Below are 24,110 nucleotides of genomic sequence, written 5' to 3' on the forward strand. Positions count from 1 at the left end.
AAAATGAAAGATAGACCACGCATATTACTGATTTACACTGGGGGTACCATCGGAATGATCAAGGATTATGAATCGGGTTCCCTTAGGGCGTTCGATTTTGGTGCCTTGATGAAGAATATACCCGAGTTGAACCAATTGGATTGTTTTATAGAAACCGTATCGTTCGAGACCCCAATGGATTCGTCCAATATGAATCCGAGCCATTGGGTAAGGATTGCGGAATTGATTGAGGATAATTATCATGACTATGACGGTTTTGTGGTTTTGCATGGCAGTGATACCATGAGTTATACAGCATCGGCTTTAGGGTTTATGCTCGAGAATTTAGCGAAACCGGTGATTTTCACAGGTTCCCAATTACCTATTGGGGATTTGCGTACCGATGCCAAGGAGAATCTGATTACCTCGATACAAATCGCGGCATTACAAGTAAAGAAGGGGCCTGCTATTCAGGAAGTGGGACTGTATTTTGAGTATAAGCTTTATCGTGCGAATAGGACCACGAAGATCAATGCAGAGCATTTTCAAGCCTTTAATTCGCCTAATTATCCCCCGTTGGCGGAGTCCGGTGTGCATTTAAAAGTATATGATGAATACCTTTTTAAGCCAAAAACCGCAAAAAAGCTAAAGGTTCATAAGCACATGGATGATAATGTGGCTATTTTGAAAATATTCCCGGGATTGAATGAATCGGTGGTCAAAAGCATACTCAATACGCCGAACTTAAAGGCGCTGATTCTGGAAACTTATGGGGCAGGAAACGCTCCTACGGAAAAATGGTTGTTACAAGCCTTAAAAAAAGCTATTGAACGAAATCTTCATGTTGTCAATGTCACACAGTGTCCAGGGGGTAGTGTTATCATGGGAAGGTATGAAACCAGCAGGGCAATGATGCGAATGCAAGTCATTAATGGTAAGGATATTACGACAGAGGCCGCTATAACGAAGCTGATGTACTTATTGGGGGACAATGTTTCCCCAAAGCTGTTTAAAACGATTTTTGAAACTTCCCTACGTGGAGAAATGCAATAAAAATAACGTTTTAAATTTCATTACTTGATTATTTTTTTGTTAATTGGCCCACCTTTTGGGCTAAATTAGAGAGGTGGCCGAGTGGTCGAAGGCGCACGCCTGGAAAGTGTGTATACACCAAAAGTGTATCGAGGGTTCGAATCCCTTCCTCTCTGCAAAAGCATTGGTGCTTAAAAACAAATGGGGAGTTGGCTTCAGCATTTTTTTTAATGTGCAAGTCCAAGCTGTAAATCAGCGGTTTGGAATGCTTGTTTTTACTAAATTGAAGGTTATGGGAACTACGCGGTTTTCCCCTTGCCCAAAGCAAAAAAAAATACTATTTTTGTTATGTTTTTTATTTATCTTTAACCCTTATTAACTAACTAAATTTAAGTTTGAAAGAAATGAAAAGATTATTCTCTACCCTAGCTGTAGCTGGGTTATTTGTAGCAGGTACAAATACGGTAAGTGCAAACGTTGCTTCAGCGATGGTTGCTGTTCAGGAAACAGCTCCAGAAGCTTCTAAAGGTTTCACGCAGGTTTTAAAGGAAATGTTCATAACAGGTGGTGCCGGTTTCATGGGTATCGTACTTTTGTGTTTGATTCTTGGTTTGGCAGTTGCCATTGAAAGGATCATCTACTTGAACATGGCAACAACCAACACAACGAAATTAAAACAACAAGTAGAAGATGCTTTGGCGTCCGGCGGTGTTGAAGCAGCCAAGGAAGTTTGTAGAAATACAAAAGGACCTGTTGCCTCTATATACTACCAAGGTTTGGACAGGGCTGATGAAAGTATCGATTCTGCAGAAAAATCAGTTGTAGCTTACGGTGGTGTTCAAATGGGTCAATTGGAGAAAAATGTTTCTTGGTTGTCTTTGTTTATCGCTATTGCCCCAATGCTTGGTTTCATGGGTACGGTTATTGGTATGATCCAGGCCTTCCAGAAAATTAGTGCAGTAGGTAACTTGAGTGCCTCATTGATTGCAGGTGATATTCAGGTAGCATTGTTAACAACGGTATTTGGTCTTATTACGGCTATCATACTTCAGATCTTCTATAACTACATCATTGCAAAAATCGATAGTATTGTTAATGATATGGAAGATTCATCAATCTCTTTGATTGATATGTTGGTAGACCACAAGAAATAAGTAGGACTTAATACAGATAGTATCATGCATAAATTTTTAAAAATATTTTTGTTAATTGTTGGTGTTATATCCGCAGTACTCTGGTACATGTTGCCAGAAAAGGATATGCCAGTGGCAGAAGCCGCCCAAAGTGGGGCGATGAACACAATGTTCATGATTACTTACCTTTTATTGGGTATTGCGGTAGTCGCTAGTTTAGTGTTCACGTTGAAGAACCTTTTTGCAAATCCAGCGGGTCTTAAGAAAACCTTATTTGTGTTAGGTGGATTTATCTTGGTTGTTGTGATTTCCTATGTATTGGCAAGTGGAACGGATATTTCCGATGAGTACATGGCCATGTCGGATGAGAGCACAGTGAAGAAAATAGGAATGGGACTTAATGTATTCTTTATTCTTACAATCGTGGCTATTGTGGCAATTATTTTGCCTGGAATTAAAAGAATGTTCAGTAAATAAAAATAAACTATGGCTAGAAGAGCAGGAGCACCAGAAGTAAATGCTGGATCTATGGCGGACATAGCTTTCTTACTATTAATCTTTTTCTTGGTTACAACGACCATCGAGACAGATGCTGGTTTGGATCGTATGTTGCCACCGATGGAGCCGCCAGAGAATATGGAAGATGTTGTTATTAAACAAAAGAACATCTTTCAGGTGAATATCAATAAAAATGGTCAATTGTTGGCCGATGAGGAATTGACGGATCTAAAGAGTTTGAGAGCTAAGGCAATGGCCTTTTTGGATAATGGTGGTGATGGTTCTTGTAACTATTGCAAGGGCAAAAAGAATCCTGAGTCTTCCGATAATCCAACCAAGGCGATTATTTCCTTGAAGAATGATAGGGAAACCAAATATGGAACCTATATCACGGTTCAGAATGAATTGGTAGGTGCTTATAACGATTTGCGGAATAGGGAGGCACAACGTCTGTATGGCAGAAAATTCACTGACATGGAAGCGGAGTATCTTAATCCTGAAACAGCACAAAGTGTTAAGGATGATCTAAAGGAAAAGGTAAAGAAGATACAGGATTTGTTTCCACAGAAACTATCAGAAGCTGAAACCTCAACCGCGAATTAATAATATCTAAAGAGAAGTTATGTCTAAATTTAGTAAGAAAAAAAGTGGAGAACTACCACCAGTGTCTACGGCATCGTTACCCGATATCGTGTTTATGCTGTTGTTCTTTTTCATGACGGTTACGGTTATGAAAGATAGTTCGCTAAAGGTAGAGAACGTACTTCCTAACGCTAATGAGGTTAAGAAGTTGGAGAAAAAGGATCGTGTAATTTATATCTATGTTGGTAAGCCAACCCAAGAATTCCAAAAGGTCTTTGGTACTGAGCCAAAGATTCAATTGAATGATAAATTCGCAAATCCTTCTGAAGTCGGTGATTATATTTTGGCGGAAAGGGCCAAAAAATCCCAGGAATTACAAAACGTTTTGACTACAGCTTTAAAAGTGGATAAGAATGCCAATATGGGATTGATATCCGATATAAAGCAAGAGTTAAGAAAAGTGAATGCCCTTAAGGTGAATTACACCACCTATGAAGGCGATGCTTTTAGGAACTTGCAGTAATACAATATTTCAAACTTAAAAAACGCCCTGATAATTTTATCAGGGCGTTTTTTATTTCATTATTTTTACTTTTAGATAAAGGGTTTGTTGCAGGTTTTTTAGTAACTAATTTATCGTTCCATAGTTTCGATGTGACCATGGATTGGTTCCCTAGGTGCTCTTTATGAAACCTTTTTTATGTCTTGAACTTTAATTATATTGGTAATGAAACAATTGATTCTTGGTTTATTTTTATGCTGTACAGTGGGATTGTACGCCCAAGATAACCAGGAATTCGAAACCTTGGACTCAAGGTATCTTGAAGATCAATTTTATTTGGGCATTACCTATAATTTTTTTCGGGACAAACCTGCCGACTTTACCCAAAGAAACCTTTCTTATGGTTTACAGGGGGGTATTATAAAGGATATTCCCATCAATTCCAGCAGAACCTTTGCTATCGGTATTGGACTTGGGTATGCCGTTAATTCATATTATTCCAATCTTTGGGCCTCCAAAACTTCGGAAGGAATTGATTATAGCCTAATTGATGACGATGAAATTGTTATCGACGATGAAACCATTCAAGTGGATCGCAACAAGTTGGAAACCCATGTACTTGAATTACCGCTTGAGCTAAGATGGAGGAATTCCACACTTGAGGAGTATAAGTTTACCAGGATCTATGCGGGTATGAAATTCGGTTATATTTTTGCTGCCCGCTCTAAACTGGTTACAGATGTGGATAAAACTTCATTTGCTAATCCGGATATTGCTAAGTTTCAATATGGAATTATGCTTAACATTGGGTACAATACCTTCAATGCGCATATCTATTACTCCCTAAGTAATCTTTTTGAGGATGGCCCTACGATAGGTACGGAGTCCATAAATTTAAAGCCGCTACGCATTGGGTTTATTTTCTATATTCTGTAATTGGATCCATTTGGTATAGTTTGATTGTCAAACATGTTTTTCGCGTGTATTTAAACGACCATAAGGATTTCTTGTGACTAATGTTCTTCATACAGGGTTTCGGAATACCCTAATCAAATATAAGTTTCGGTGGATTGAATCCATTTCGATTGGACTACAACTGTATGGGAATATGGTGATAGGTTACGGTATTCGAAATGGTCTAATATGGGATATTGCCTTTTAATCCATGGAAGGAATAGGTCAGGGGTAGGGGAAGTGAATACGATCTATATGGTCAAATGTATGGTAAGAATAATATACAAGCGTTTTAAGGCTTGGAAATCTATTAGGGCCACTACATCTTATGATTGGGAAAATAAACTGATTGACCGCCGTAAAATGCATTGGGATGAAGGGATAGGGGTTTAAAAACACTACCACAACAGAGAGGCGGGACTTTGGGATGCGTCGATATATATTTTTCGGGTAAGATGACTGAAAAATCAGGAATGCCATCCCAGCTACTTTCTTGGACTGTCTAGGGGCATTCAGGATTGTATCTTAAAGGGTGTCTGAGGGTGATAACTCCGGAGTAGGTGATTGCTAAAGTCCAAGGATAGGTTTGAAAATGGCCAACAGTGGGTGTATGCGGCTTTTGTAGAGTCTTACAGCCAGTATTTAACCGTCAGTAATTGTGAAATTAGGCCAAGGCAAAGTCCAATCAACAATTCAATTTTGTTATGTGCTTTAAAATATAATCTGGAAGTGGCTACCAGGCCAATAGCAAGAATTAGAAAGCTTATTGCAATGGTGATGTTGATTTCAAAATGGATGCTAAGATTTATCAAGAACATCAACAAACTACCCATGCCCAATAGATGCATGCTGCTTTTTATTTTAAAAAACAAAAGAACAATAGTGGCGAAAGTGGCACCAACAAGACCCACAAAAAAGAAATACAGTTCAATGACATAATTATTGGGGATAACCTTGAGTACGATCATGAGTAAAAGTACCAGGTTTATGAATAAAGGGTATTTGCGCTCTTTGATAGTGGGCAACTGGACTGAGTGTACATAGCCTATATTCTTTAATATCAAAAAGGTGATAATGGGTATGATGACTGTTAAGATGAAAATGGGTAATATATTGCCACTTTGTAGTTCTAGGGGGCTGTATTTAGGGGTGATGAGGAAATAGGCAAAGGTCCCGGAAATAGGTGTAAAAAGTGGGTGGAAAATATAGGAAATTGCCTTTTGAAAAGTCCTCATTAGATCTGTTTACGCAATCTTGCCACGGGTATGCCCAATTGTTCGCGATATTTGGCTACCGTCCTACGTGCTATGGGATAACCTTTTTCTTTTAATATCGCCGCCAGCTTGTCATCGGTCAGTGGCTTTTTCTTAACCTCTTCGGTTATCACCGTTTCCAGTATTTTTTTGATTTCCTTGGTCGAAACATCCTCGCCTTGTTCATTTTTCATCGACTCTGAGAAATACTCCTTGATTAATTTGGTGCCGTAGGGGGTATCAACATATTTGCTATTGGCGACCCTTGAAACCGTAGAAACGTCCATCTGGATTTCGTCGGCGATGTCTTTAAGGATCATAGGCCTTAAATTGCGTTCATCCCCGGTCAGGAAATATTCTTTTTGATATTCCATAATGGCGCTCATCGTTATCAATAACGTTTGTTGTCTTTGCTTTATGGCATCGATAAACCATTTCGCAGAATCTAATTTTTGTTTAATGAACATAACGGTGTCCTTTTGGGATTTAGACTTCTCCTTGGAGTCCTTAAAGCCCTTAAGCATGTTGTTATATTCTTTGGAAACATGTAATTCCGGTGCATTCCGGCCATTTAAGGTCAGTTCCAATTCGCCCTCGACGATTCTGATCGAGAAGTCAGGTACTACGTGTTCAACAATGCGATTGTTTCCGGCATAGGAACCACCTGGCTTGGGGTTTAGTTTTTCGATTTCAGAAATCGCCCCTTTTAGCTCGTCTTCGGTAATAGAATGCTTTTGAATTAATTTTTTGTAGTGTTTTTTGGTAAACTGGTCAAATGATTTTTCCAATATTAAAATGGCCCTTTCAATATTGGCATTGGGTTCCTTTCTTTTTAATTGGATGATCAGACTCTCTTCCAAAGATCGTGCCGCCACTCCGGGTGGATCGAGGGCCTGAACCACCTTCAACACAGATTCAATGGTTTTTTCATCAGTATAAATATTTTGGGTAAAAGCCAAATCATCCATAATGTCGGCCAAGGGTCTCCTTATATAACCGCTTTCATCCACACTACCTACCAAAAATTCGGCAATACTCCATTCTTCATCGTTAAGGTAAACGGTATTCAGTTGGTTCAAAAGGTATTGGTTGAATGAGGTGCCTGCCGCATATGGCACGCTCTTCTCGTCATCATCGGCACTATAATTATTAGCCTTTGTACGATAATCAGGAATCTCATCGTCACTGAGGTACTCATCGATATTTATATCCTCCGTATTGATGCTGTCGCCATCTGGCTCGTTATTATATAGGTCATCGTATTCATCATCAATGCTGTCATTTTCCTCTTTGCCACCTTCCAAAGCCGGATTTTCTTCCAATTCCTGTTTCAGGCGTTGTTCAAATGCCTGCGTAGGCAGTTGTATCAACTTCATCAACTGAATCTGCTGGGGCGATAGCTTTTGCGATAATTTAAACTGTAAGTGTTGTTTGAGCATTGATATTGATTGTTGCCTTATAAAGTTAGCAATTTCAGATTAGAACTCCGCATTCTGTGGCGTTCTTGGGAAAGGAATTACATCCCTGATATTTCCCATGCCAGTTGCGAATAGGACTAAACGTTCAAAGCCCAGGCCAAATCCGCTATGTACTGCTGAACCGAATTTCCTCAAATCGAGATACCACCATAGTTCCTTTTCGTCAATACCAAGCGCTGCAATTTTATCCTTGAGTACGTCCAAACGTTCCTCTCTTTGGGAACCTCCCACAATTTCGCCAATACCCGGAAATAGGATGTCCATGGCCCTGACTGTTTTTCCATCCTCATTAAGTCGCATGTAAAATGCCTTAATGTTCGCTGGGTAATCAAAGAGTATTACAGGGCATTTAAAGTGTTTTTCGACAAGATAGCGTTCGTGTTCACTCTGAAGGTCAGCACCCCATTCATCGATGGTGTATTGGAATTTTTTCTTTTTATTGGGCTTGCAGTTTCTTAAGATGTCTATGGCCTCTGTATAGGAAACCCTTTTAAAGTTATTCTCGCAAATAAATTTCAATTTTTCAATCAACGCCATTTCACTGCGCTCTGCCTGGGGTTTCGATTTTTCCTCATCCAGCAACCTCTTTTCCAAAAATTGCAAATCATCATTACAATTCTCAAGAACATAATTGATCACATATTTGATGAAGTCTTCTGCCAAATCCATATTGGCATCCAAATCATAAAAGGCCATTTCCGGTTCGATCATCCAAAATTCGGCCAAATGCCTGGAGGTGTTCGAGTTTTCGGCCCTGAAGGTAGGGCCAAAGGTATATACCTTGCCCAACGCCATCGCATAGGTCTCGGCTTCCAATTGTCCCGAAACCGTTAAGTTGGTTTCCTTGCCAAAGAAGTCTTCCTTGTAATTTACCTCACCCTCCTCATTTAAAGGGGGATTTTTGCTGTCCAATGTTGTTACCTTGAACATTTCACCCGCACCTTCGGCGTCGGAGCCCGTGATGATCGGTGCATGGAAATAATGGAAATCATTCTGTCTAAAATACTGATGTATGGCAAAGGCCAATGCTGAACGTACACGCATTACCGCGGAAAACGTATTGGTCCGTATACGGAGATGGGCCTTTTCCCTTAGGAATTCCAAAGAGTGTTTTTTGGGTTGAATAGGGTAGGTTTCCGGATCGGCATCGCCATGGACGAATATATTGCTTACTTGGATTTCAACATTCTGGCCCCTACCTTGACTTTCGACCAATGTGCCACTTATCTTCAAAGCGGAACCGGTATTGATTTTTTTTAAAACGCCATCCTCAAGTTTTTCAAAGTCAACAACGCATTGGATGTTGTTTATTGTTGATCCGTCATTGAGGGCGATAAACCTATTGCTTCTAAAGGTTCTGACCCAGCCATTTACCGTTACTTCCTGAAGCTTTGGAGCCATAGAAAGCAGTTCTTTTACATTTGAAGATTTCATTTTAAGTCAAATAAAAATTAAAAGTTCAAATATAGCCTTTTGCACAAAAAGAAGCGAGTTCTAAAATGTATAAAAAACCGAGTTAAGAGTATTATTGTAAGGGATGCCTTGTTTTAGGCAATCACTTTGGGGTCGATGGTGGGTATATGCATCAAGGCATAGCTTGTTTAAAGGACAGTAGGGGAATTAATTCACCAAAAATCAGTGGAAAGTTTTGTTCCAACTACTGCTATTCCTTGGTGTTGTCTTCTTCTATGGGAAGAATGTCTATCTGTGGCTTCTTTAAGACTTGCTTATTCGCAATACTTCGTTCTAATGAGAGTAATAGTGAAGGAAGTAGGATTAAGTTGGCCATCATTGCGAACAGGAGGGTGGCCGAAACCAATGCTCCCAAGGCTACAGTTCCTCCAAAGTTGGAGATGACAAACACAGAGAATCCGAAAAAGAGGACAATTGATGTATAGAACATACTGACCCCGGTTTCCCGTAAGGCGGCATAGACCGATTTTTTAATTTGCCATTGATGTGTTGCCAGTTCCTGACGGTATTTGGCAAGAAAGTGTATGGTGTCATCGACCGATATCCCAAAGGCAATGCTAAATACCAAAATGGTGGAAGGTTTTATGGGTACGCCCACAAATCCCATAACTCCCGCCGTTATTACGAGGGGCAATAGATTGGGGATCAATGATATGACGATCATTTTAAAGGATCGGAAAAGAAAGGCCATGAACAAGGCGATGAGAAAGATGGCAAAGGCCAAGGAAAGAACCAGGTTCTTAACCAGGTATTTTGTGCCTTTCAAAAACAACAAAGCGCTTCCAGTCAAATAAACCGTGTATCGTTCAGCAGGGAATATCTTGGCGACATTCTCCAATAACCGGGCTTCGATATCTTCCATGCGCTCGGTCTTCACATCCTTCATAAACGTCGTTATTCTTGCTGTTTGACCCGTACTGTCGACAAAACTTTTCAATAAATTGCCGTCGTTCGAGGACTTTCGGGCCACATCCATTATAAAACTGTTTTCCTGCGTTGTGGGAAGTTGGTAGTACTTGGGAATGCCATTGTAAAAAGCTTGTTTCGAATATTTGACCAAATTCACGACAGAAACCGGCTTGGACAACTCTGGGATTTCATCGATTACAGTACTGAGTTCATCCATTCTTTTGAGTGTGGCGGGCTTAAGTACCCCTTTTGGTCTTTTGGTGTCCACAACAATTTCAACAGGCATGATACCGTCGAATTCTTTTTCAAAAAATCGGATGTCCTTGAAAAATTGCGCCTTCTTCGGCATATCTTCGATTGGGCTACCCGAAATTTCTATTTGATAGATGCCTATGATACTCACGACCAATAGTACAATGGAGGTAATGTATACGGTAATGCGTTTTTCACGTACGATATGCTCCATGCGATTCACAAAAGCATCAATCCATTTTTTGTTAAGGTGTTTTAAGTGCTTTGTTTTGGGCAAAGGCATAAAACTATAGACAATGGGTATGATCAGAAGTGACAAAACGAATATGCCAAGAATATTTATGGAAGCGACAATACCGAATTCTTTCAATAATTTACTGTCGGTTATGATGAAGGTCGCAAAACCTGAGGCCGTGGTTATGTTCGTCATTAAAGTGGCGTTCCCTATTTTTGAGATTACCCGTTGTAGGGAGAGTGCCTGATTCCCGTGTTTTTTGACCTCTTGTTGGTATTTGTTGATTAGGAAAATACAGTTGGGGATTCCTATGACGATGATCAATGGGGGGATCAATGCCGTCAATACGGTTATTTCGTACTGTAGTAGACCTAAAACACCAAAGGCCCACATCACCCCAATGATTACAACGAACATTGAGATAATCGTGGCACGGAAACTCCTAAAGAAGAAAAAGAATATCAACGAAGTTACACCAAGGGCTGCAAGAATGAACTTGCCTATTTCGTCGATTATGTTCTGTGAATTCATTGTCCTGATATAGGGCATACCCGATACCCTTACATCCAAACCGGTCTCTTCCTCGAAATTGTCAATGAGATGGGTGAGGTCTTCCAGGATGAAATCCTTTCTTACCGAGGTGTTCACAATATCCTTGTCCAAATACATGACGGTTCGAATCGTCCTACTCTCTTTATTGAACAATAAATTGTCATAAAAAGGGAGGTCGTTAAAAAGATGGTTTATTAGGGTATCAACATCCTCTTGTGTCTTGATTTCTTTTTTTATGAGGGGTTCAAAGATGAATTTTTGATTTTCTTGGTCTTTGACAAGTTCTTGGAGGTTATCTGTGGAAAGTACAAAATCAACCTCAGGGAATGCCCCAAGTTGTTTGCTCAATTTATTCCATCGATTGAAATTCTTTGGGGTATAAAGTGCACTATCGTTTACGGCGAATACCACGGCATTGCCCTCTTCGCCAAATTGGTGTAAAAATTTATTGTATTCGATATTTACCGGATGATCATCAGGTAATAGATTGGCTTGGGAATTGCTGAAGCGCATATTTCCCCACTGCATGGCCAAAAAGAATGTTAGGGCGGCGACCAAAAACAGGATTAAAATACGATTCCTTAAAATAATCCGGGCGATCCGTGCCCAAAAGCCTTGTGTTAATTTAGCTACCATCTGGGATTTTTACGAGCGCAAAGGTAAAGAATGCTTGGTTGTCTTCCTAAATTGGAGCTATGAAATAAAATTTCAAGGTAGCGTTTGTCAAAAAGGCGACCCATGGGTCGCCTTTTCTATGATTCCAATACTTTATGAACTGTGTTATACTTTCATTATTTCCTCTTCCTTTACGGATAGGAAAGCATCGATTTTTTTAATGTATTTGTCGGTTAACGCTTGGATATCCGCTTCTGCATTTTTCTGAAGGTCTTCGGAGACATCCTCTAAATCACGTATTTCCTTATTGGCTTCTTGCCTGGCATTTCGTACACCCACTTTTGCGTGTTCACCTGCAGCCTTGGCTTGTTTTGCCAATTGGATCCTGCGCTCTTCGGTCAATGGCGGCACATTGATGATGACCATATCACCGTTGTTCATGGGGTTGAACCCAAGATTTGCATTCATGATGGCTTTTTCTATTTCATGAAGCATGGCCTTTTCCCAAGGTTGTACGGATAGTGTCCTACCGTCTGGTGTATTTATATTGGCTACCTGCGATAATGGGGTTTGGGATCCATAATAATCAACCATTACGGAAGATAACATTGAAGGGTTTGCTTTACCGGCACGGATTTTAATAAACTCTTTTTGAAGATGAATGATGGCTGCATCCATGCTTTCTTTTGCAGTATCTAAAATAAATGTAATCTCTTCGTTCATAATCTTAAATTTAATAATCAAATTAGCACAAAGCGTTCCAAACTATAAATTTACTTTTGTGCCTACATTTTCACCATCGAGTACCCTTAAAAGGTTCCCTTTTTTGTTCATATCGAAAACGATGATAGGGAGTTCGTTTTCCTGACTTAAAGTAAATGCGGTCGTATCCATAACTTTCAATCCTTTACTGAGTACGTCATTAAAGGATATGGTGTCGAATTTTGTGGCGTCTTTGTTTTTTTCAGGATCGGAAGTATAAATGCCATCAACCCTTGTCCCTTTTAGGATAACATCGGCCTCTATTTCAATAGCCCGTAATACTGCAGCGGAATCTGTTGTAAAATAGGGGTTTCCGGTTCCTCCACCAAAAATCACTACCCTGCCTTTTTCCAAATGTCTCATAGCACGTCTACGAATAAAAGGTTCGGCCACCTCATTGATTTTTATGGCGGATTGTAGGCGGGTTTCCACTCCTGCGATTTCAAGTGCGCTTTGAAGCGCCAAGCCATTGATCACGGTTGCGAGCATACCCATGTGGTCTCCTTGAACGCGGTCCATGCCATTACTGGCACCGGCCAATCCCCGAAATATATTGCCACCACCGATAACTACGGCCACTTGCATGCCTTTTTCTACCACTTCCTTTATTTCCGCAGCATATTCAGCAAGTCTTTTAGGGTCGATACCATATTGTTTCTCGCCCATTAAGGCTTCGCCGCTTAGTTTTAAAAGTATTCTTTTGTATTGCATGCCTAGTGTATATTTTTAACAAAAATAGTCAAAAAAACTTATCGCGCCTTGCCATTTTTACAAGCATACGGGGATAGGTTTGTTTCCTTGGGATTTGGCAAAAAAAAACCACCATAAGAATATATGGTGGTTTATTATTTTTGGAAAGCCTTGTTTAACCCAAAGCAACCCTTTTAAATCCTGTGACGCTTAAATTAGCGTCTACTGATTTTACGTATTCGGCAACACTTTGTTTGCTGTCTTTGATGAAAGCTTGGTTCACCAAGGTGTTGTCTTTAAAGAATCGTTTAAGTTTTCCTTTGGCGATGTTGTCCAACATAGCTTCTGGTTTACCTTCTTGACGCAATTGGTCTTTTGCGATTTCGATTTCCTTATCAATTACGGTTTGGTCAACACCATCTTCATTCAAGGCAACCGGGTTCATTGCTGCGGCTTGCATCGCTACATCCTTTGCAACAACATCAGCGCCATCTACAGCAGCGGAAAGACCCGATAAGGTAGCGATTTTGTTACCAGCATGAATATAGGATCCAACGAAAGGCGCGCTTAATTTGGCGAAACCTCCAATTTCAATTTTCTCACCGATAACACCGGTTTGTTCAGTAAGTTTGTCCTGAACACTCATACCGTTGAAATCTGCAGCAAGAAAATCTTCTTTAGTGTCACAATCCAATGCCAAAGTGGCTAAGTCGTTTGCCAAGCTTACGAAACTTTCGTTTTTCGCAACGAAATCTGTTTCACAGTTCAATGAAATGATAACACCGGTAGTGTTATCTGCATTTACCTTAGCTATGGCAGCTCCTTCAGAGGATTCCCTGTCGGCTCTTTTAGCAGCAACTTTCTGACCTTTTTTACGAAGGATCTCAATTGCTTTTTCAAAATCCCCTTCAGATTCAACCAATGCATTTTTGCAGTCCATCATCCCTGCTCCAGTGGTCTTTCTTAATTTATTTACTTCCGCGGCGGTAATTTTAGCCATCTTATTTGTTATTTAATTCTGTCATAGGTTTATGACAATGTTGTTATTTGTTTTAATGTCTTCTGAACGAAAAACTATTCAACACCACCTTTGGTGTTGTCTTGCCATTCTTTAAGTTCGTCCCATTTGCCTTCAGCAGCCATCTTGGCTTGTTTAGGCCATGACGTTGGGTCTAAATGTGCCATTCTAGAGCTTGCTTCTGTCAAGATTTCCTTGATGTTATCGGCGTTGGCCTCTGCTAATTGCGCATAGGTTTTAATGCCTGACTTAACAATGGCTTCGGCAGCTTTAGGGCCTATTCCCTCTACTTTGGTAAGGTCATCGGCTTCAACGGTTGTTGGTTCGGCAGCTTCCGCTTTAGGCGCTTCGACTACTTTTTCCTCAGCTACTTTTTCCTCAACTACTGCAGGTGCAGGTGCTGGTGTAGGGGCGGGTGTTGATTTTTCTTCTTTTTTGGCTTTTGGTGCTTCGCTTTGTTTCTCGGCTTTACGCTCGGATAAACCTTCGGCAACAGCATCGGTAACCTGACCCATGATGATATCAATGGATTTTGATGCATCGTCATTGGAAGGAATAATATAATCGATATCCCTAGGGTCGCAATTGGTGTCTACCATGGCGAAAATTGGAATATTCAATTTAAGGGCTTCCTTAACTGCGATGTGTTCTCTCATGGTGTCTACGATGAAAAGAGCACCAGGAAGACGGGTCATTTCGGAAATGGAACCTAAGTTCTTTTCTAATTTAGCCCTTAAACGATCAACTTGTAAACGTTCTTTTTTGGAAAGTGTGTTGAATGTGCCATCTTTCTTCATTCTGTCAATGGAAGCCATTTTCTTAACGGCTTTACGAATGGTTACAAAGTTGGTCAACATTCCTCCAGGCCATCTTTCAGTAATGTAAGGCATGTTTACCTTGGCTACTTTATCTGCAACGATGTCCTTTGCTTGTTTTTTTGTGGCAACGAAAAGTATTTTTCTGCCAGATGCAGCAATTTTCTTAAGGGCCTCGTTGGCCTCATCCAATTTTGCTACTGTTTTGTAAAGGTTGATGACGTGGATTCCGTTACGCTCCATGTAGATGTAGGGCGCCATGTTAGGATTCCATTTTCTTGTTAGGTGGCCAAAATGCACACCTGCTTCCAATAATTCTTTTACTTCGACTTTCGCCATTTTAAATTTAGTTTACGTTCTTTTGAATTAGCAATGTTGGAGTGGTATTGCGAAATAGTGCAAAGCCTCCAGCATTTAGATGCTAAACTAATTTACCCGATAACGATATGGTTTTTACATCGTAAACTTCCATTGGAAATGGAAATCGGGATTTTTTAATTGACCCAAAAGAGGGACTTTCAATGAACTAGTTAGAAAATATAATAAAGGTGCCCTTCGAAAAGAGCACCTGAAAATTTTGATATTAACGTTTGGAGAATTGGAACTTCTTACGGGCTTTCTTCTGACCGAATTTCTTACGTTCAACCATTCTCGGATCCCTGGTCAATAAACCTTCTGGCTTAAGGGCACCCCTGTTTTCCTCATCGATTTCGCATAAAGCTCTTGAAAGTGCTAAACGGATGGCTTCTGCCTGCCCAGTTATACCACCACCATAAACATTAACCTTAACATCGTAGTTATCCTCCGTGTTGGTCAATGCAAATGCTTGCTTCACTTTATATTGAAGGGTCGCTGTAGGGAAATAGTTGGTCACATCCCTGTTGTTAACGGTTATATCTCCTTTACCTTCTGAAAGGTAAACTCGAGCAACAGCCGTTTTTCTTCTCCCTATTTTGTGAATTACTTCCATTATTTAAGGTCGTTTAAATTTATTACAGTTGGTTTTTGGGCTACTTGATCGTGGTTTGCACCTACATAAACCTTAAGGTTTCTGAAAAGATCTGCACCTAACCTATTTTTAGGAAGCATTCCTTTGATGGCTTTTTCAACGATTCTTTCTGGATTTTTCTCCAACATCTGTTTCACACTTGTAGTGCGTTGGCCTCCTGGGTAACCTGTGTAGCGACTGTACGTTTTGCTGTCCCATTTATTTCCCGTTAGGGTAATTTTTTCAGCATTGATGATAACAACGTTGTCTCCACAATCAACATGGGGAGTGAAATTAGGTTTATGTTTGCCTCTAAGTAATTTGGCAACTTTAGAAGCTAGACGTCCTAATGTCTCTCCTTCAGCATCAACCAATAACCACTGTTTGTTAACAGTAGCTCTATTGGCAGAAATAGTCTTGTAGCTTAATGTGTCCACACTAATATTTTTATTGATTAAATACTTCAATCCCGATAAACGGGGTGCAAATGTACAATTAATATGCAGAAATACAAATGCAAAAATCGTAATATTTTTTTGATTTATAAAAGAGTTTGATAACTACTTCTGTTTTTTTTGTTCCTAGAAGGGTACGAACACCCGAAATCCATTAAAAAATGGGTGTTTTCCGGTTCAACTGTAACTTTCTTTTATTGCTGTCGTCTTTAGTACAACATCAATCAATTAATTAATAATCATTAGATGAAGACCAGCCTTCTATTGTTTTGTTCAATTTTTATTGTACAAGCGATTTCACTTGCCCAGGATTCAACAGTCGTTATTCCGAAAAGGATTTATACCACGAAAGCTTTAAAAGATGTAAAACCGCCACTGATCGATGGGAAGCTGAATGATGAATCATGGAAAAATGTGCCTTGGGAAGATAGTTTCGTTGAGTCTCGCCCAGATGAAAATACTACCCCGAGCAATCAGACCCGATTTAAGATCACCTATGATCAAAAGTTTATATATGTAGGCATACAATGTCTGGATAATGAACCGAAAAAAATAGTTAAACGTCTTTCGCGTCGTGATGGTTTCGATGGGGATTGGGTAGGCATTTTTATCGACAGCTATTATGATAAACGGACAGCCTTTGGTTTTATCGTTTCCGCCGCTGGGGTAAAAGGGGATGTTTTTGAATCCAATAACGGGGGAAATGAGGATGATAGTTGGAATCCGATTTGGTATACCAAAACCAGTGTTGATGCGGATGGTTGGAATGCGGAAATGAAGATTCCGTTAAGTCAGTTGAAATTCGGAAAATCCAAGGAACAGGTTTGGGGTTTTGAGGTGATGCGGAGGCATTTTAGGGAGGAGGAACGTTCGGTTTGGCAGCGACTGCCACCTGATACGGGTGGTTTTGTGAGTGAATTCGGTGAGTTGCATGGGTTAATGGATTTGGAGCCCCAAAAGCAATTGGAAATACAGCCGTACACGGTAGGTAGTTTAAAAACGTATGAGGCCGAGGAAGGTAATCCCTTTCTTGATGGAAACGATGGTCATTTGGCTGTTGGTCTTGATGCGAAAATCGGGATCACCAATGATTTGACAATGGACTTGACCATTAATCCTGATTTTGGCCAGGTAGAGGCAGATCCTTCTGCCATAGCCTTGGACGGTTTTCAGATTTTCTTTGAGGAACAACGCCCGTTCTTTGTGGAGAACAAGAACATTTTTGACTATAGTGTGTCTTCCTCCCAAGCCGGCAATACCTTTAGTTCGGACAACGTTTTCTATTCGCGGCGTATCGGACGCAGTCCCCAAGGAAACCCAGAGGTGTCTGACAATGAATTTGTTGATCAACCCGAAAACACAAATATTTTGGGGGCGGTAAAGTTTAGTGGTAAGACCAAGAATGGATGGTCTATTGGTGTTTTAGAGAGTGTTACGGCAAGAAAACAAGCGACGATAGATGACAATGGGACCCGTAGAAAAGAGGTGGTTGAGCCCCTGACCAATTATTTTGTAGGTCGTTTGCAAAAAGACTTCAACAATCGGAATAGTTACATTGGTGGCATATTCACGGCAACCAATAGGGAACGATTGACATCCGATCTTGATTTTTTGCATAAATCGGCATTCACAGGCGGTTTTGATTTTAAGCATCAGTGGAATGATCGTGATTGGTATGTAGGGGGTGATGTTATTTGGAGTCATGTACAGGGCAGTACCCAGGCAATCCAAAACACACAGGAATCCATCGCCCATTTATTTCAGAGGGTTGGTGCAGACCATGTTGGGGTAGATTCGACTAGAACATCACTATCGGGAACTGGAGGGAACCTACAACTTGGAAAAATCGGGAATGGACATTGGAAATTTGAGACCGGGGCGACTTGGCGTTCACCGGAACTCGAGTTGAATGATATAGGGTTTCAAAGACGTTCCGATGATATTCGACATTATACCTGGGTAGGCTATCAGACCTTGAAGCCCGATAACACCTTTCGGAAGGTGGGTGTTAATTATAATCATTGGAGTGTTTGGGATTTTGGAGGAAATTTTAACAGCCTGATGTTCAATACCAATTCATGGCAAAACTGGAAAAACAATTGGTTCAGCAATCTTGGATTCAACTATGAGCCCATTTCCTACTCGAATTTTGCCTTACGTGGTGGACCCCGACTGAGGGAATCCCCCCAATTGTCCTTTTGGAATGGTATTGAAATGGATGGGCGAAAAAAATTGAGATTTGATTTTTTCCATAATGGAAGTAAAGCTGCCGACAATTCCTTTAGTTCCTATTATGCGGAATTCGGTATCGTTTATCAGCCCTTTAATTCGTTGCGGATTTCCGCATCGCCCGAATACGGCATCAATAAAAACAAATTACAGTACATCGATAATTTGGATGTGAATGGTGAAACCCGATATTTAAATGGTACAGTGGACCAAAGGACCTTGAGCATGTCGTTCCGTCTTAATTATACCATAAACCCAAATCTTACCATTCAGTATTGGGGGCAACCCTTTATCTCTCGCGGAAGATATAGCGACTTTAAGGAAGTGACCGATCCTTTGGCCAAGGATTTCAAAAATCGTATTTCCCCGTTTTTGGATAATCAGATTACACTTTCCGATGATGTATATGCAGTTGATGATGATTTGGATGGGGTTTCCGATTTTAGTTTTGATAACCCTGATTTCTCTTTTGTACAGTTCCGTTCCAACTTGGTACTTCGTTGGGAATACACCCCTGGATCGGAAATTTTCCTGGTCTGGTCGCAGGATTTATCACAAACGGGAAATCCCCGGGAAATGCTTTTCCAGGACCTTCAGGATAATGTTTTCAATAACGAGAAACCACAGAATATCTTCTTGATAAAGGCTACTTATCGTTTTATTTTATAGGGTGTATTGGCAAGAAATATAATAGAACATCTATTTTTGCGTTTAGGGTTTGTTGAAAATCAATTCGAAATAAGAGATGAAACATTATAAATTTTTCTTTGTATTACTTGTGTTTACGGCGTTATCCTGTTCTTCGGACAAGGAGGATGATGTGCTGGATGCCACTTCGATCGTTGGGACTTGGGATGCCACGGGGTTAATGATAGATAGCGAAACAGCAAGCGATGATGCAAAAAACGCAAGGGATATACTTAACTTTTTAACAGCAAAAGACTGTTATATTCTGGCTTTTACATTTAAGAGCGATTTGACTGTTACAGCACATAATTCTTCGAACTATATTGAGATCAATGTGAATTCAGCGGGTACTGGGTTGGATATTCCCTGTCCCACTGAAAGTGATATTGAAACGAGTACCTATACGTTTGATGGAGCTGTCCTGACAATCGTCGATGGCGAGGGGGAAACGGTCAACGTAGATGTGGAAATCGATGGGGATACCATGGTTATCGATGCTTCCGACCTTGATATTCCCAATTTCAATGAAGGTGGTGAATTGATTTTTGTTAGAAGGTAAGGATAAGATATTTGAAGTTTGAAAAGGAGCCCCGACTATCAGTCAGGGCTTTTTTATTTTTTATAAAATTTTGTCTGTACTTTTTGTTCTTGGGAAATAATGGTTACCATATAGATACCTGCATTCAATGATGCAACGGGAATGTTCAAGGCATTGGTCTTTATTTGCCACTGATACTTTAGAAGGGTGTTTCCGTAGATGTCTGAAATAACGATATCGGCCCTAAGGCTGTTTTTTAACCCAAGAATATTGATCACATTGGTTGCCGGGTTGGGAAATACCTTTATTTTTTGAACTGTTTCGTTTTGGGGCGCTTGGTTTCCCGAAAGGGTATTGTCCTGCGCTTGCCCGGCATAGGAGCACAATAAAACAACCATACACATCAATACCATCCTTTTCATCTTCCTTAGGTATTTGGATTACCTCTTTGTCAATAACGTGGAATATGGAATGTTTAGTGTTACCGTTCTGCTAATAAAAGGTTAAAAATGAAAGTGTTGGGTTTAAGGGTGTTTTCTTTCATTGGGTTTATCAATGAGCCTCAAGCCAATTTTGCCCAATACCCAAGTCTACATCCAAGGGAACGGCAAGCTCATAGGCGTTTTCCATTTCCGATTTGATCATGGTCTGTAACGCTTCCAATTCGGGTTTGTATACATCAAAAACCAATTCATCATGCACCTGTAAAAGCATTTTGGATTTGTAATTGCCTTCCCCAAGTTTTCTATGGATGTTGATCATTGCGATTTTGATGATATCCGCGGCACTTCCTTGAATGGGGGCGTTTACGGCATTCCGTTCCGCGGCTCCTCGGACGATGGCATTACTGCCATTGATGTCTTTTAAATACCTACGTCTGCCCAAAACGGTCTGTACGTATCCATTATCACGGGCAAAATCAATCTGTTCACTGATGTAATTTCGTAGTTTGGGATAGGTTTTATAATAGGTTTCTATCAATTCCTTGGCCTCGGTACGGGATAGGTCGGTTTGGTTGCTTAGTCCAAATGCCGATACTCCATAGATAATCCCGAAATTCACGGTTTTGGCATTGCTACGTTGTTCTCGGGTCACTTCTTCCAAAGGAACATTGAAAACTTTGGAAGCCGTGGAGGCGTGAATGTCCTCACCGTTCTTAAATGCCTCGATCATGGTAGTCTCGTTGCTTAAGGCGGCAATAATCCGCAATTCGATTTGGGAATAATCCGCAGCCAACAAGATGTAATTTTCATCCCTTGGCACAAAGGCTTTACGTACTTGACGCCCGCGTTCTGTTCGAATAGGGATGTTCTGTAGGTTCGGGTTGTTGCTGCTCAATCGACCTGTGGCAGCGACCGTTTGCATATAATCGGTGTGTACCCTTCCGGTTGAAGGTTCAATCTGCTCTGGCAGGGCATCGATATACGTGCTCTTTAATTTTGAGAGTCCACGATAGTCCAATACATTCTGAACAATCCCATGGTCCTTGGCCAAGTACGAAAGCACATCCTCAGCGGTGGAATATTGTCCGGTTTTGGTCTTTTTGGGTTTGTCGACCAACTTCAATTTGTCAAAGAGGATTTCGCCCAATTGTTTTGGTGATGCGATATTGAATTCCTGATCGGCTTCCTTGTATATTTTTTCTTGAAGATTCAGGATATCATTGTCGAGATCCTCGGAAAGGGAGTGCAAGAATTCCTTATCAAGGTTGATGCCTTCCAATTCCATGTCTGCCAGAACGTGCAAGAGCGGAATTTCAATAGTGTTGAACAGCTCTTCGGTCTTGGCATCGGCCAACTCGGGCCTAAAATGTTGTGCCAATTGGAAGGTGATGTCGGCATCCTCAACGGCATATTCGGTTTGTTTTTCCAAAGGTACATCACGCATGCTTAATTGGTTTTTGCCTTTTTTGCCAATCAGCTCGGTTATTGAAACCGGGGTGTAATTCAAATAGGTTTCCGAGAGTACATCCATATTGTGGCGCATATCGGGATTGATCAGGTAGTGGGCCAACATCGTGTCAAAGCATTTGCCTTTGACCTGAATATTGTATTTGTGCAATACCTTGATGTCGTACTTCAGGTTTTGTCCGATTTTCTCAATGTCTTCCGCCTCGAAGAAAGGTCTTAATTGCTCAATTAGTTCTTGGGCCTCATCCCTGTTGTCCGGGAAAGGAATATAAAATCCTTTTCCTGCTTCCCAAGAAAATGCGATCCCAACCAATTCGGCTGTTAACGGATTCAATCCTGTGGTTTCCGTATCAAAGCAAACTGATGGTTGTTTCATGAGGTTCTGCATAAAGAGTTTCATGGCCATAGGACTTGTGACACTCTGGTATACATGCGAAACATCCTTTATTGTTTTTCTGCCTGTGGTTTCCGTGGTGGTCGCAGGGGCATTACCATCGTTTCCAAATAGGGAAAACTGTCCGACACCGGCTTCGGATGCTGCTTTTTTTGTGGAAGATGAACCAGTTTTGGTTTCGTTTGTTTGGGGAGCGTCGGGAGCGAATATTTTTGCGAATTGATCTTTGAGCCGCCTAAATTCCAGCTCGTCAAATATCTTTTGAACCTTTTCATTGTCCGGTTCGGACATTTCATAATCCTTGGCATCGAATTTTACATCGACGGTAGTGCAAATCGTGGCCAGTTTTTTTGAAAGCAGGCCGAGTTCCCCATTTTCCTCGACCTTCTCTTTCATTTTGCCTTTGAGCTTGTCGGTATTGGCAAGAAGTCCTTCCAACGAGCCAAATTCATTGATGAATTTTTTAGCGGTCTTGTCCCCGACCCCAGGAAGGCCTGGGATGTTGTCACTGGCATCACCCATCATTCCCAAGTAATCGATCACTTGCTCGGGGCGTTCGACCCCAAAACGTTTCTGTATTTCGGGGATGCCCCAAATCTCGATACCGTTACCCATACGTGCTGGACGGTACATAAAAATATTCTCTGAAACCAATTGGCCAAAATCCTTATCCGGGGTGACCATAAAAACCTTGTATTCCTCCTTTTCGGCTTGTTTGGCCAATGTGCCAATAATATCATCAGCCTCCCAGCCCTCTTGGACCACTACGGGAATATGCATGGCTTTTAAAATTTCCTGGATATAGGGTACGGCAATTTTAATGGCATCGGGGGTTTCCAAACGGTTTGCTTTGTACTCAGGGAACATTTCGGTGCGTTCGGCACTGCCTCCTTTGTCAAAACAAACGGCCAAATGGTCCGGTTTTTCACGCCTGATGACATCGAAAAGGGAATTGGTGAATCCCATAATGGCAGAAGTGTCCATGCCTTTGGAATTTATTCTTGGGTTTTTTATAAGTGCATAGTACCCGCGAAATATCAAAGCGAAGGCATCCAATAAAAAAAGTCGTTTTTGTTCGGCCATTTTAGATAATTAGTTGTGCGAAGTTAAAAATACGAAGTTTCTTTTCGTACCTATTTATTTTTTAAGATTTAATAAATGAATCGGAAGGATGGTTGATATGTCCGGCTTCCGAATATTGCCGATAGGTAAACCCAGGTTGAATACAGAAACTACCGGTTTCCCCCTTTTTGTTGATGGCGATAAAGCCGATTTGAAAATCGGTATTGTCCTTGTTTTTGGCAATGATTCGTTTTACGCCTTCCTCACAAGCCTCTTGGGGCGATTTTCCTTGACGCATCAATTCTACGATCAAAAAGCTGCCCACGGTGCGTACGACCTCCTCGCCAACACCGGTCGCAGTGGCGCCACCTATCTCATTGTCGACGAAGAGTCCTGCCCCGATTATGGGCGAATCCCCAACACGGCCAGCGTATTTGTAAGCCATGCCACTTGTGGTACAGGCTCCTGAGATGTCGCCGTTCCTGTCAATGGCCAACATGCCGATGGTATCGTGGTTTTCAATGTTGATGATGGGCTTGTATTGCGATGTTTTTTTCCACTCCAGCCATTCTTGTTTTGATTTTTCGGTAAGTAGGTTTACTTTTTCAAACCCCTTTTCATAAGCGAATTGCTCAGCTCCTTTGCCAGCCAACATTACATGGGGTGTGTCTTCCATGACCTTTCTGGCGACGGAAACCGGGTGTGCGATATTCTGCATGCACAATACTGCGCCGCAGTTTCCATCCTTGTCCATGATACAGGAATCCAAAGTCACATTTCCGTTACGGTCAGGCCGCCCCCCAATACCTACGGTTTGGTTGTTTTCATCAGCTTCCTCAACCATAACCCCTTGCTCAACGGCATCCAAGGCACTTCCTCCGGCCTTCAATACCTCCCATGCTTTCGCAGTGGCGTTTTCAAAATTCCATGTGCAAATGGCTATGGGTTTTATCTCGGTAGGGGTGTCATTTACCTTAGGTTCAACCTTTTTGATGTCTTGGCATGAAGCCAATAGTGGGGCGGAAACCAATCCGGCGGTAATCGTACTTGAATTTTTCAGGAACTTTCTTCGTTTCATCTATATGTGTTACTTAATTTTAGGGAGTTAAATATAA

General features: G+C 41.0%; 21 protein-coding genes and 1 tRNA gene. 9 read left to right on the forward strand and 13 right to left on the reverse strand.

Translation table 11 applies throughout. The annotated features are described in order from the left end of the window. Nucleotides 1-3 precede the first annotated feature (3 nt). The 7 genes from LX92_RS12715 to LX92_RS12745 all read left to right on the forward strand — a co-directional run bounded on the left by LX92_RS12715 (nt 4) and on the right by LX92_RS12745 (nt 4,662). Nucleotides 4-1,032: an asparaginase gene (locus tag LX92_RS12715; RefSeq protein WP_109651154.1), complete on the forward strand. Its 1,029-nt coding sequence runs from the start codon at nt 4-6 to the stop codon at nt 1,030-1,032. 67 nt (nt 1,033-1,099) lie between these two features. Further along, nucleotides 1,100-1,187, forward strand: a tRNA-Ser gene (locus LX92_RS12720). 228 nt (nt 1,188-1,415) lie between these two features. Beyond that, on the forward strand, nt 1,416-2,165 hold the full coding sequence (locus LX92_RS12725; protein WP_109651156.1) for a MotA/TolQ/ExbB proton channel family protein: 750 nt from the start codon (nt 1,416-1,418) through the stop codon (nt 2,163-2,165). 24 nt (nt 2,166-2,189) lie between these two features. After that, nucleotides 2,190-2,621, forward strand: a complete 432-nt coding sequence (locus tag LX92_RS12730; protein WP_109651158.1) for a hypothetical protein — start codon at nt 2,190-2,192, stop codon at nt 2,619-2,621. 9 nt (nt 2,622-2,630) lie between these two features. Continuing rightward, nucleotides 2,631-3,245 (forward strand): ExbD/TolR family protein, encoded by a 615-nt coding sequence (locus LX92_RS12735; protein WP_109651160.1) that lies wholly within the window; start codon nt 2,631-2,633, stop codon nt 3,243-3,245. 19 nt (nt 3,246-3,264) lie between these two features. Continuing rightward, complete coding sequence (locus LX92_RS12740; protein WP_109651162.1) at nt 3,265-3,747, forward strand: ExbD/TolR family protein; 483 nt, start codon at nt 3,265-3,267, stop codon at nt 3,745-3,747. A 204-nt stretch (nt 3,748-3,951) separates the two neighbouring features. Next, nucleotides 3,952-4,662, forward strand: a complete 711-nt coding sequence (locus LX92_RS12745) for a porin family protein (protein ID WP_109651164.1) — start codon at nt 3,952-3,954, stop codon at nt 4,660-4,662. A 647-nt stretch (nt 4,663-5,309) separates the two neighbouring features. Here the strand turns inward: LX92_RS12745 and LX92_RS12755 are convergent. The 10 genes from LX92_RS12755 to rplM form a co-directional block, all read right to left on the reverse strand. Next, nucleotides 5,310-5,915: a hypothetical protein gene (locus tag LX92_RS12755; RefSeq protein ID WP_109651168.1), complete on the reverse strand. Its 606-nt coding sequence runs from the start codon at nt 5,913-5,915 to the stop codon at nt 5,310-5,312. Continuing rightward, nucleotides 5,915-7,372, reverse strand: coding sequence for an RNA polymerase factor sigma-54 (rpoN, locus tag LX92_RS12760; RefSeq protein ID WP_109651170.1), 1,458 nt, complete (start codon nt 7,370-7,372; stop codon nt 5,915-5,917). Before rpoN ends, LX92_RS12755 begins: the two co-directional genes overlap by 1 nt. A gap of 39 nt (nt 7,373-7,411) precedes the next feature. Continuing rightward, entirely contained in the window at nt 7,412-8,845 is a 1,434-nt protein-coding gene (asnS, locus tag LX92_RS12765) for an asparagine--tRNA ligase (RefSeq protein WP_109651172.1), read from the reverse strand. Between the two features lie 229 nt (nt 8,846-9,074). Beyond that, nucleotides 9,075-11,468, reverse strand: coding sequence for an efflux RND transporter permease subunit (locus LX92_RS12770; RefSeq protein ID WP_109651175.1), 2,394 nt, complete (start codon nt 11,466-11,468; stop codon nt 9,075-9,077). A gap of 144 nt (nt 11,469-11,612) precedes the next feature. Next, a complete protein-coding gene (frr, locus tag LX92_RS12775) occupies nt 11,613-12,170 on the reverse strand; it encodes a ribosome recycling factor (protein ID WP_109651177.1) in 558 nt (185 codons plus the stop codon). Between the two features lie 42 nt (nt 12,171-12,212). Beyond that, nucleotides 12,213-12,920: a UMP kinase gene (gene pyrH, locus LX92_RS12780; protein WP_109651179.1), complete on the reverse strand. Its 708-nt coding sequence runs from the start codon at nt 12,918-12,920 to the stop codon at nt 12,213-12,215. Nucleotides 12,921-13,074: 154 nt separating this feature from the next. Further along, nucleotides 13,075-13,899 carry a translation elongation factor Ts gene (gene tsf, locus LX92_RS12785; protein ID WP_109651181.1) on the reverse strand — a complete coding sequence of 275 codons (825 nt, stop codon included), beginning with the start codon at nt 13,897-13,899 and terminating at the stop codon, nt 13,075-13,077. Between the two features lie 74 nt (nt 13,900-13,973). Further along, nucleotides 13,974-15,071 carry a 30S ribosomal protein S2 gene (rpsB, locus tag LX92_RS12790; protein WP_109651184.1) on the reverse strand — a complete coding sequence of 366 codons (1,098 nt, stop codon included), beginning with the start codon at nt 15,069-15,071 and terminating at the stop codon, nt 13,974-13,976. A gap of 244 nt (nt 15,072-15,315) precedes the next feature. Next, nucleotides 15,316-15,702: a 30S ribosomal protein S9 gene (gene rpsI / locus LX92_RS12795; RefSeq protein ID WP_109651186.1), complete on the reverse strand. Its 387-nt coding sequence runs from the start codon at nt 15,700-15,702 to the stop codon at nt 15,316-15,318. Beyond that, on the reverse strand, nt 15,702-16,157 hold the full coding sequence (gene rplM / locus LX92_RS12800) for a 50S ribosomal protein L13 (RefSeq protein WP_109651331.1): 456 nt from the start codon (nt 16,155-16,157) through the stop codon (nt 15,702-15,704). The genes rpsI and rplM overlap by 1 nt, the downstream gene beginning before the upstream one ends. 264 nt (nt 16,158-16,421) lie before the next feature. Between rplM and LX92_RS12805 the strand changes: the two genes are divergently transcribed. Both LX92_RS12805 and LX92_RS12810 read left to right on the forward strand, forming a co-directional pair. After that, nucleotides 16,422-19,073, forward strand: a complete 2,652-nt coding sequence (locus LX92_RS12805; protein ID WP_109651188.1) for a DUF5916 domain-containing protein — start codon at nt 16,422-16,424, stop codon at nt 19,071-19,073. 76 nt (nt 19,074-19,149) lie between these two features. Next, nucleotides 19,150-19,650 carry a lipocalin family protein gene (locus LX92_RS12810; protein WP_109651198.1) on the forward strand — a complete coding sequence of 167 codons (501 nt, stop codon included), beginning with the start codon at nt 19,150-19,152 and terminating at the stop codon, nt 19,648-19,650. Nucleotides 19,651-19,703: 53 nt separating this feature from the next. Here LX92_RS12810 and LX92_RS12815 read toward each other — a convergent pair whose 3' ends face one another. The 3 genes from LX92_RS12815 to LX92_RS12825 form a co-directional block, all read right to left on the reverse strand. Further along, on the reverse strand, nt 19,704-20,051 hold the full coding sequence (locus LX92_RS12815) for a T9SS type A sorting domain-containing protein (RefSeq protein ID WP_109651200.1): 348 nt from the start codon (nt 20,049-20,051) through the stop codon (nt 19,704-19,706). A 130-nt stretch (nt 20,052-20,181) separates the two neighbouring features. Further along, nucleotides 20,182-23,016 carry a DNA polymerase I gene (polA, locus tag LX92_RS12820; protein ID WP_109651202.1) on the reverse strand — a complete coding sequence of 945 codons (2,835 nt, stop codon included), beginning with the start codon at nt 23,014-23,016 and terminating at the stop codon, nt 20,182-20,184. Between the two features lie 61 nt (nt 23,017-23,077). Beyond that, on the reverse strand, nt 23,078-24,073 hold the full coding sequence (locus LX92_RS12825) for an isoaspartyl peptidase/L-asparaginase family protein (protein ID WP_109651204.1): 996 nt from the start codon (nt 24,071-24,073) through the stop codon (nt 23,078-23,080). Nucleotides 24,074-24,110 lie beyond the last annotated feature (37 nt).

The sequence above is a fragment of the Maribacter polysiphoniae genome (assembly GCF_003148665.1).
Classification (GTDB): domain Bacteria; phylum Bacteroidota; class Bacteroidia; order Flavobacteriales; family Flavobacteriaceae; genus Maribacter_A; species Maribacter_A polysiphoniae.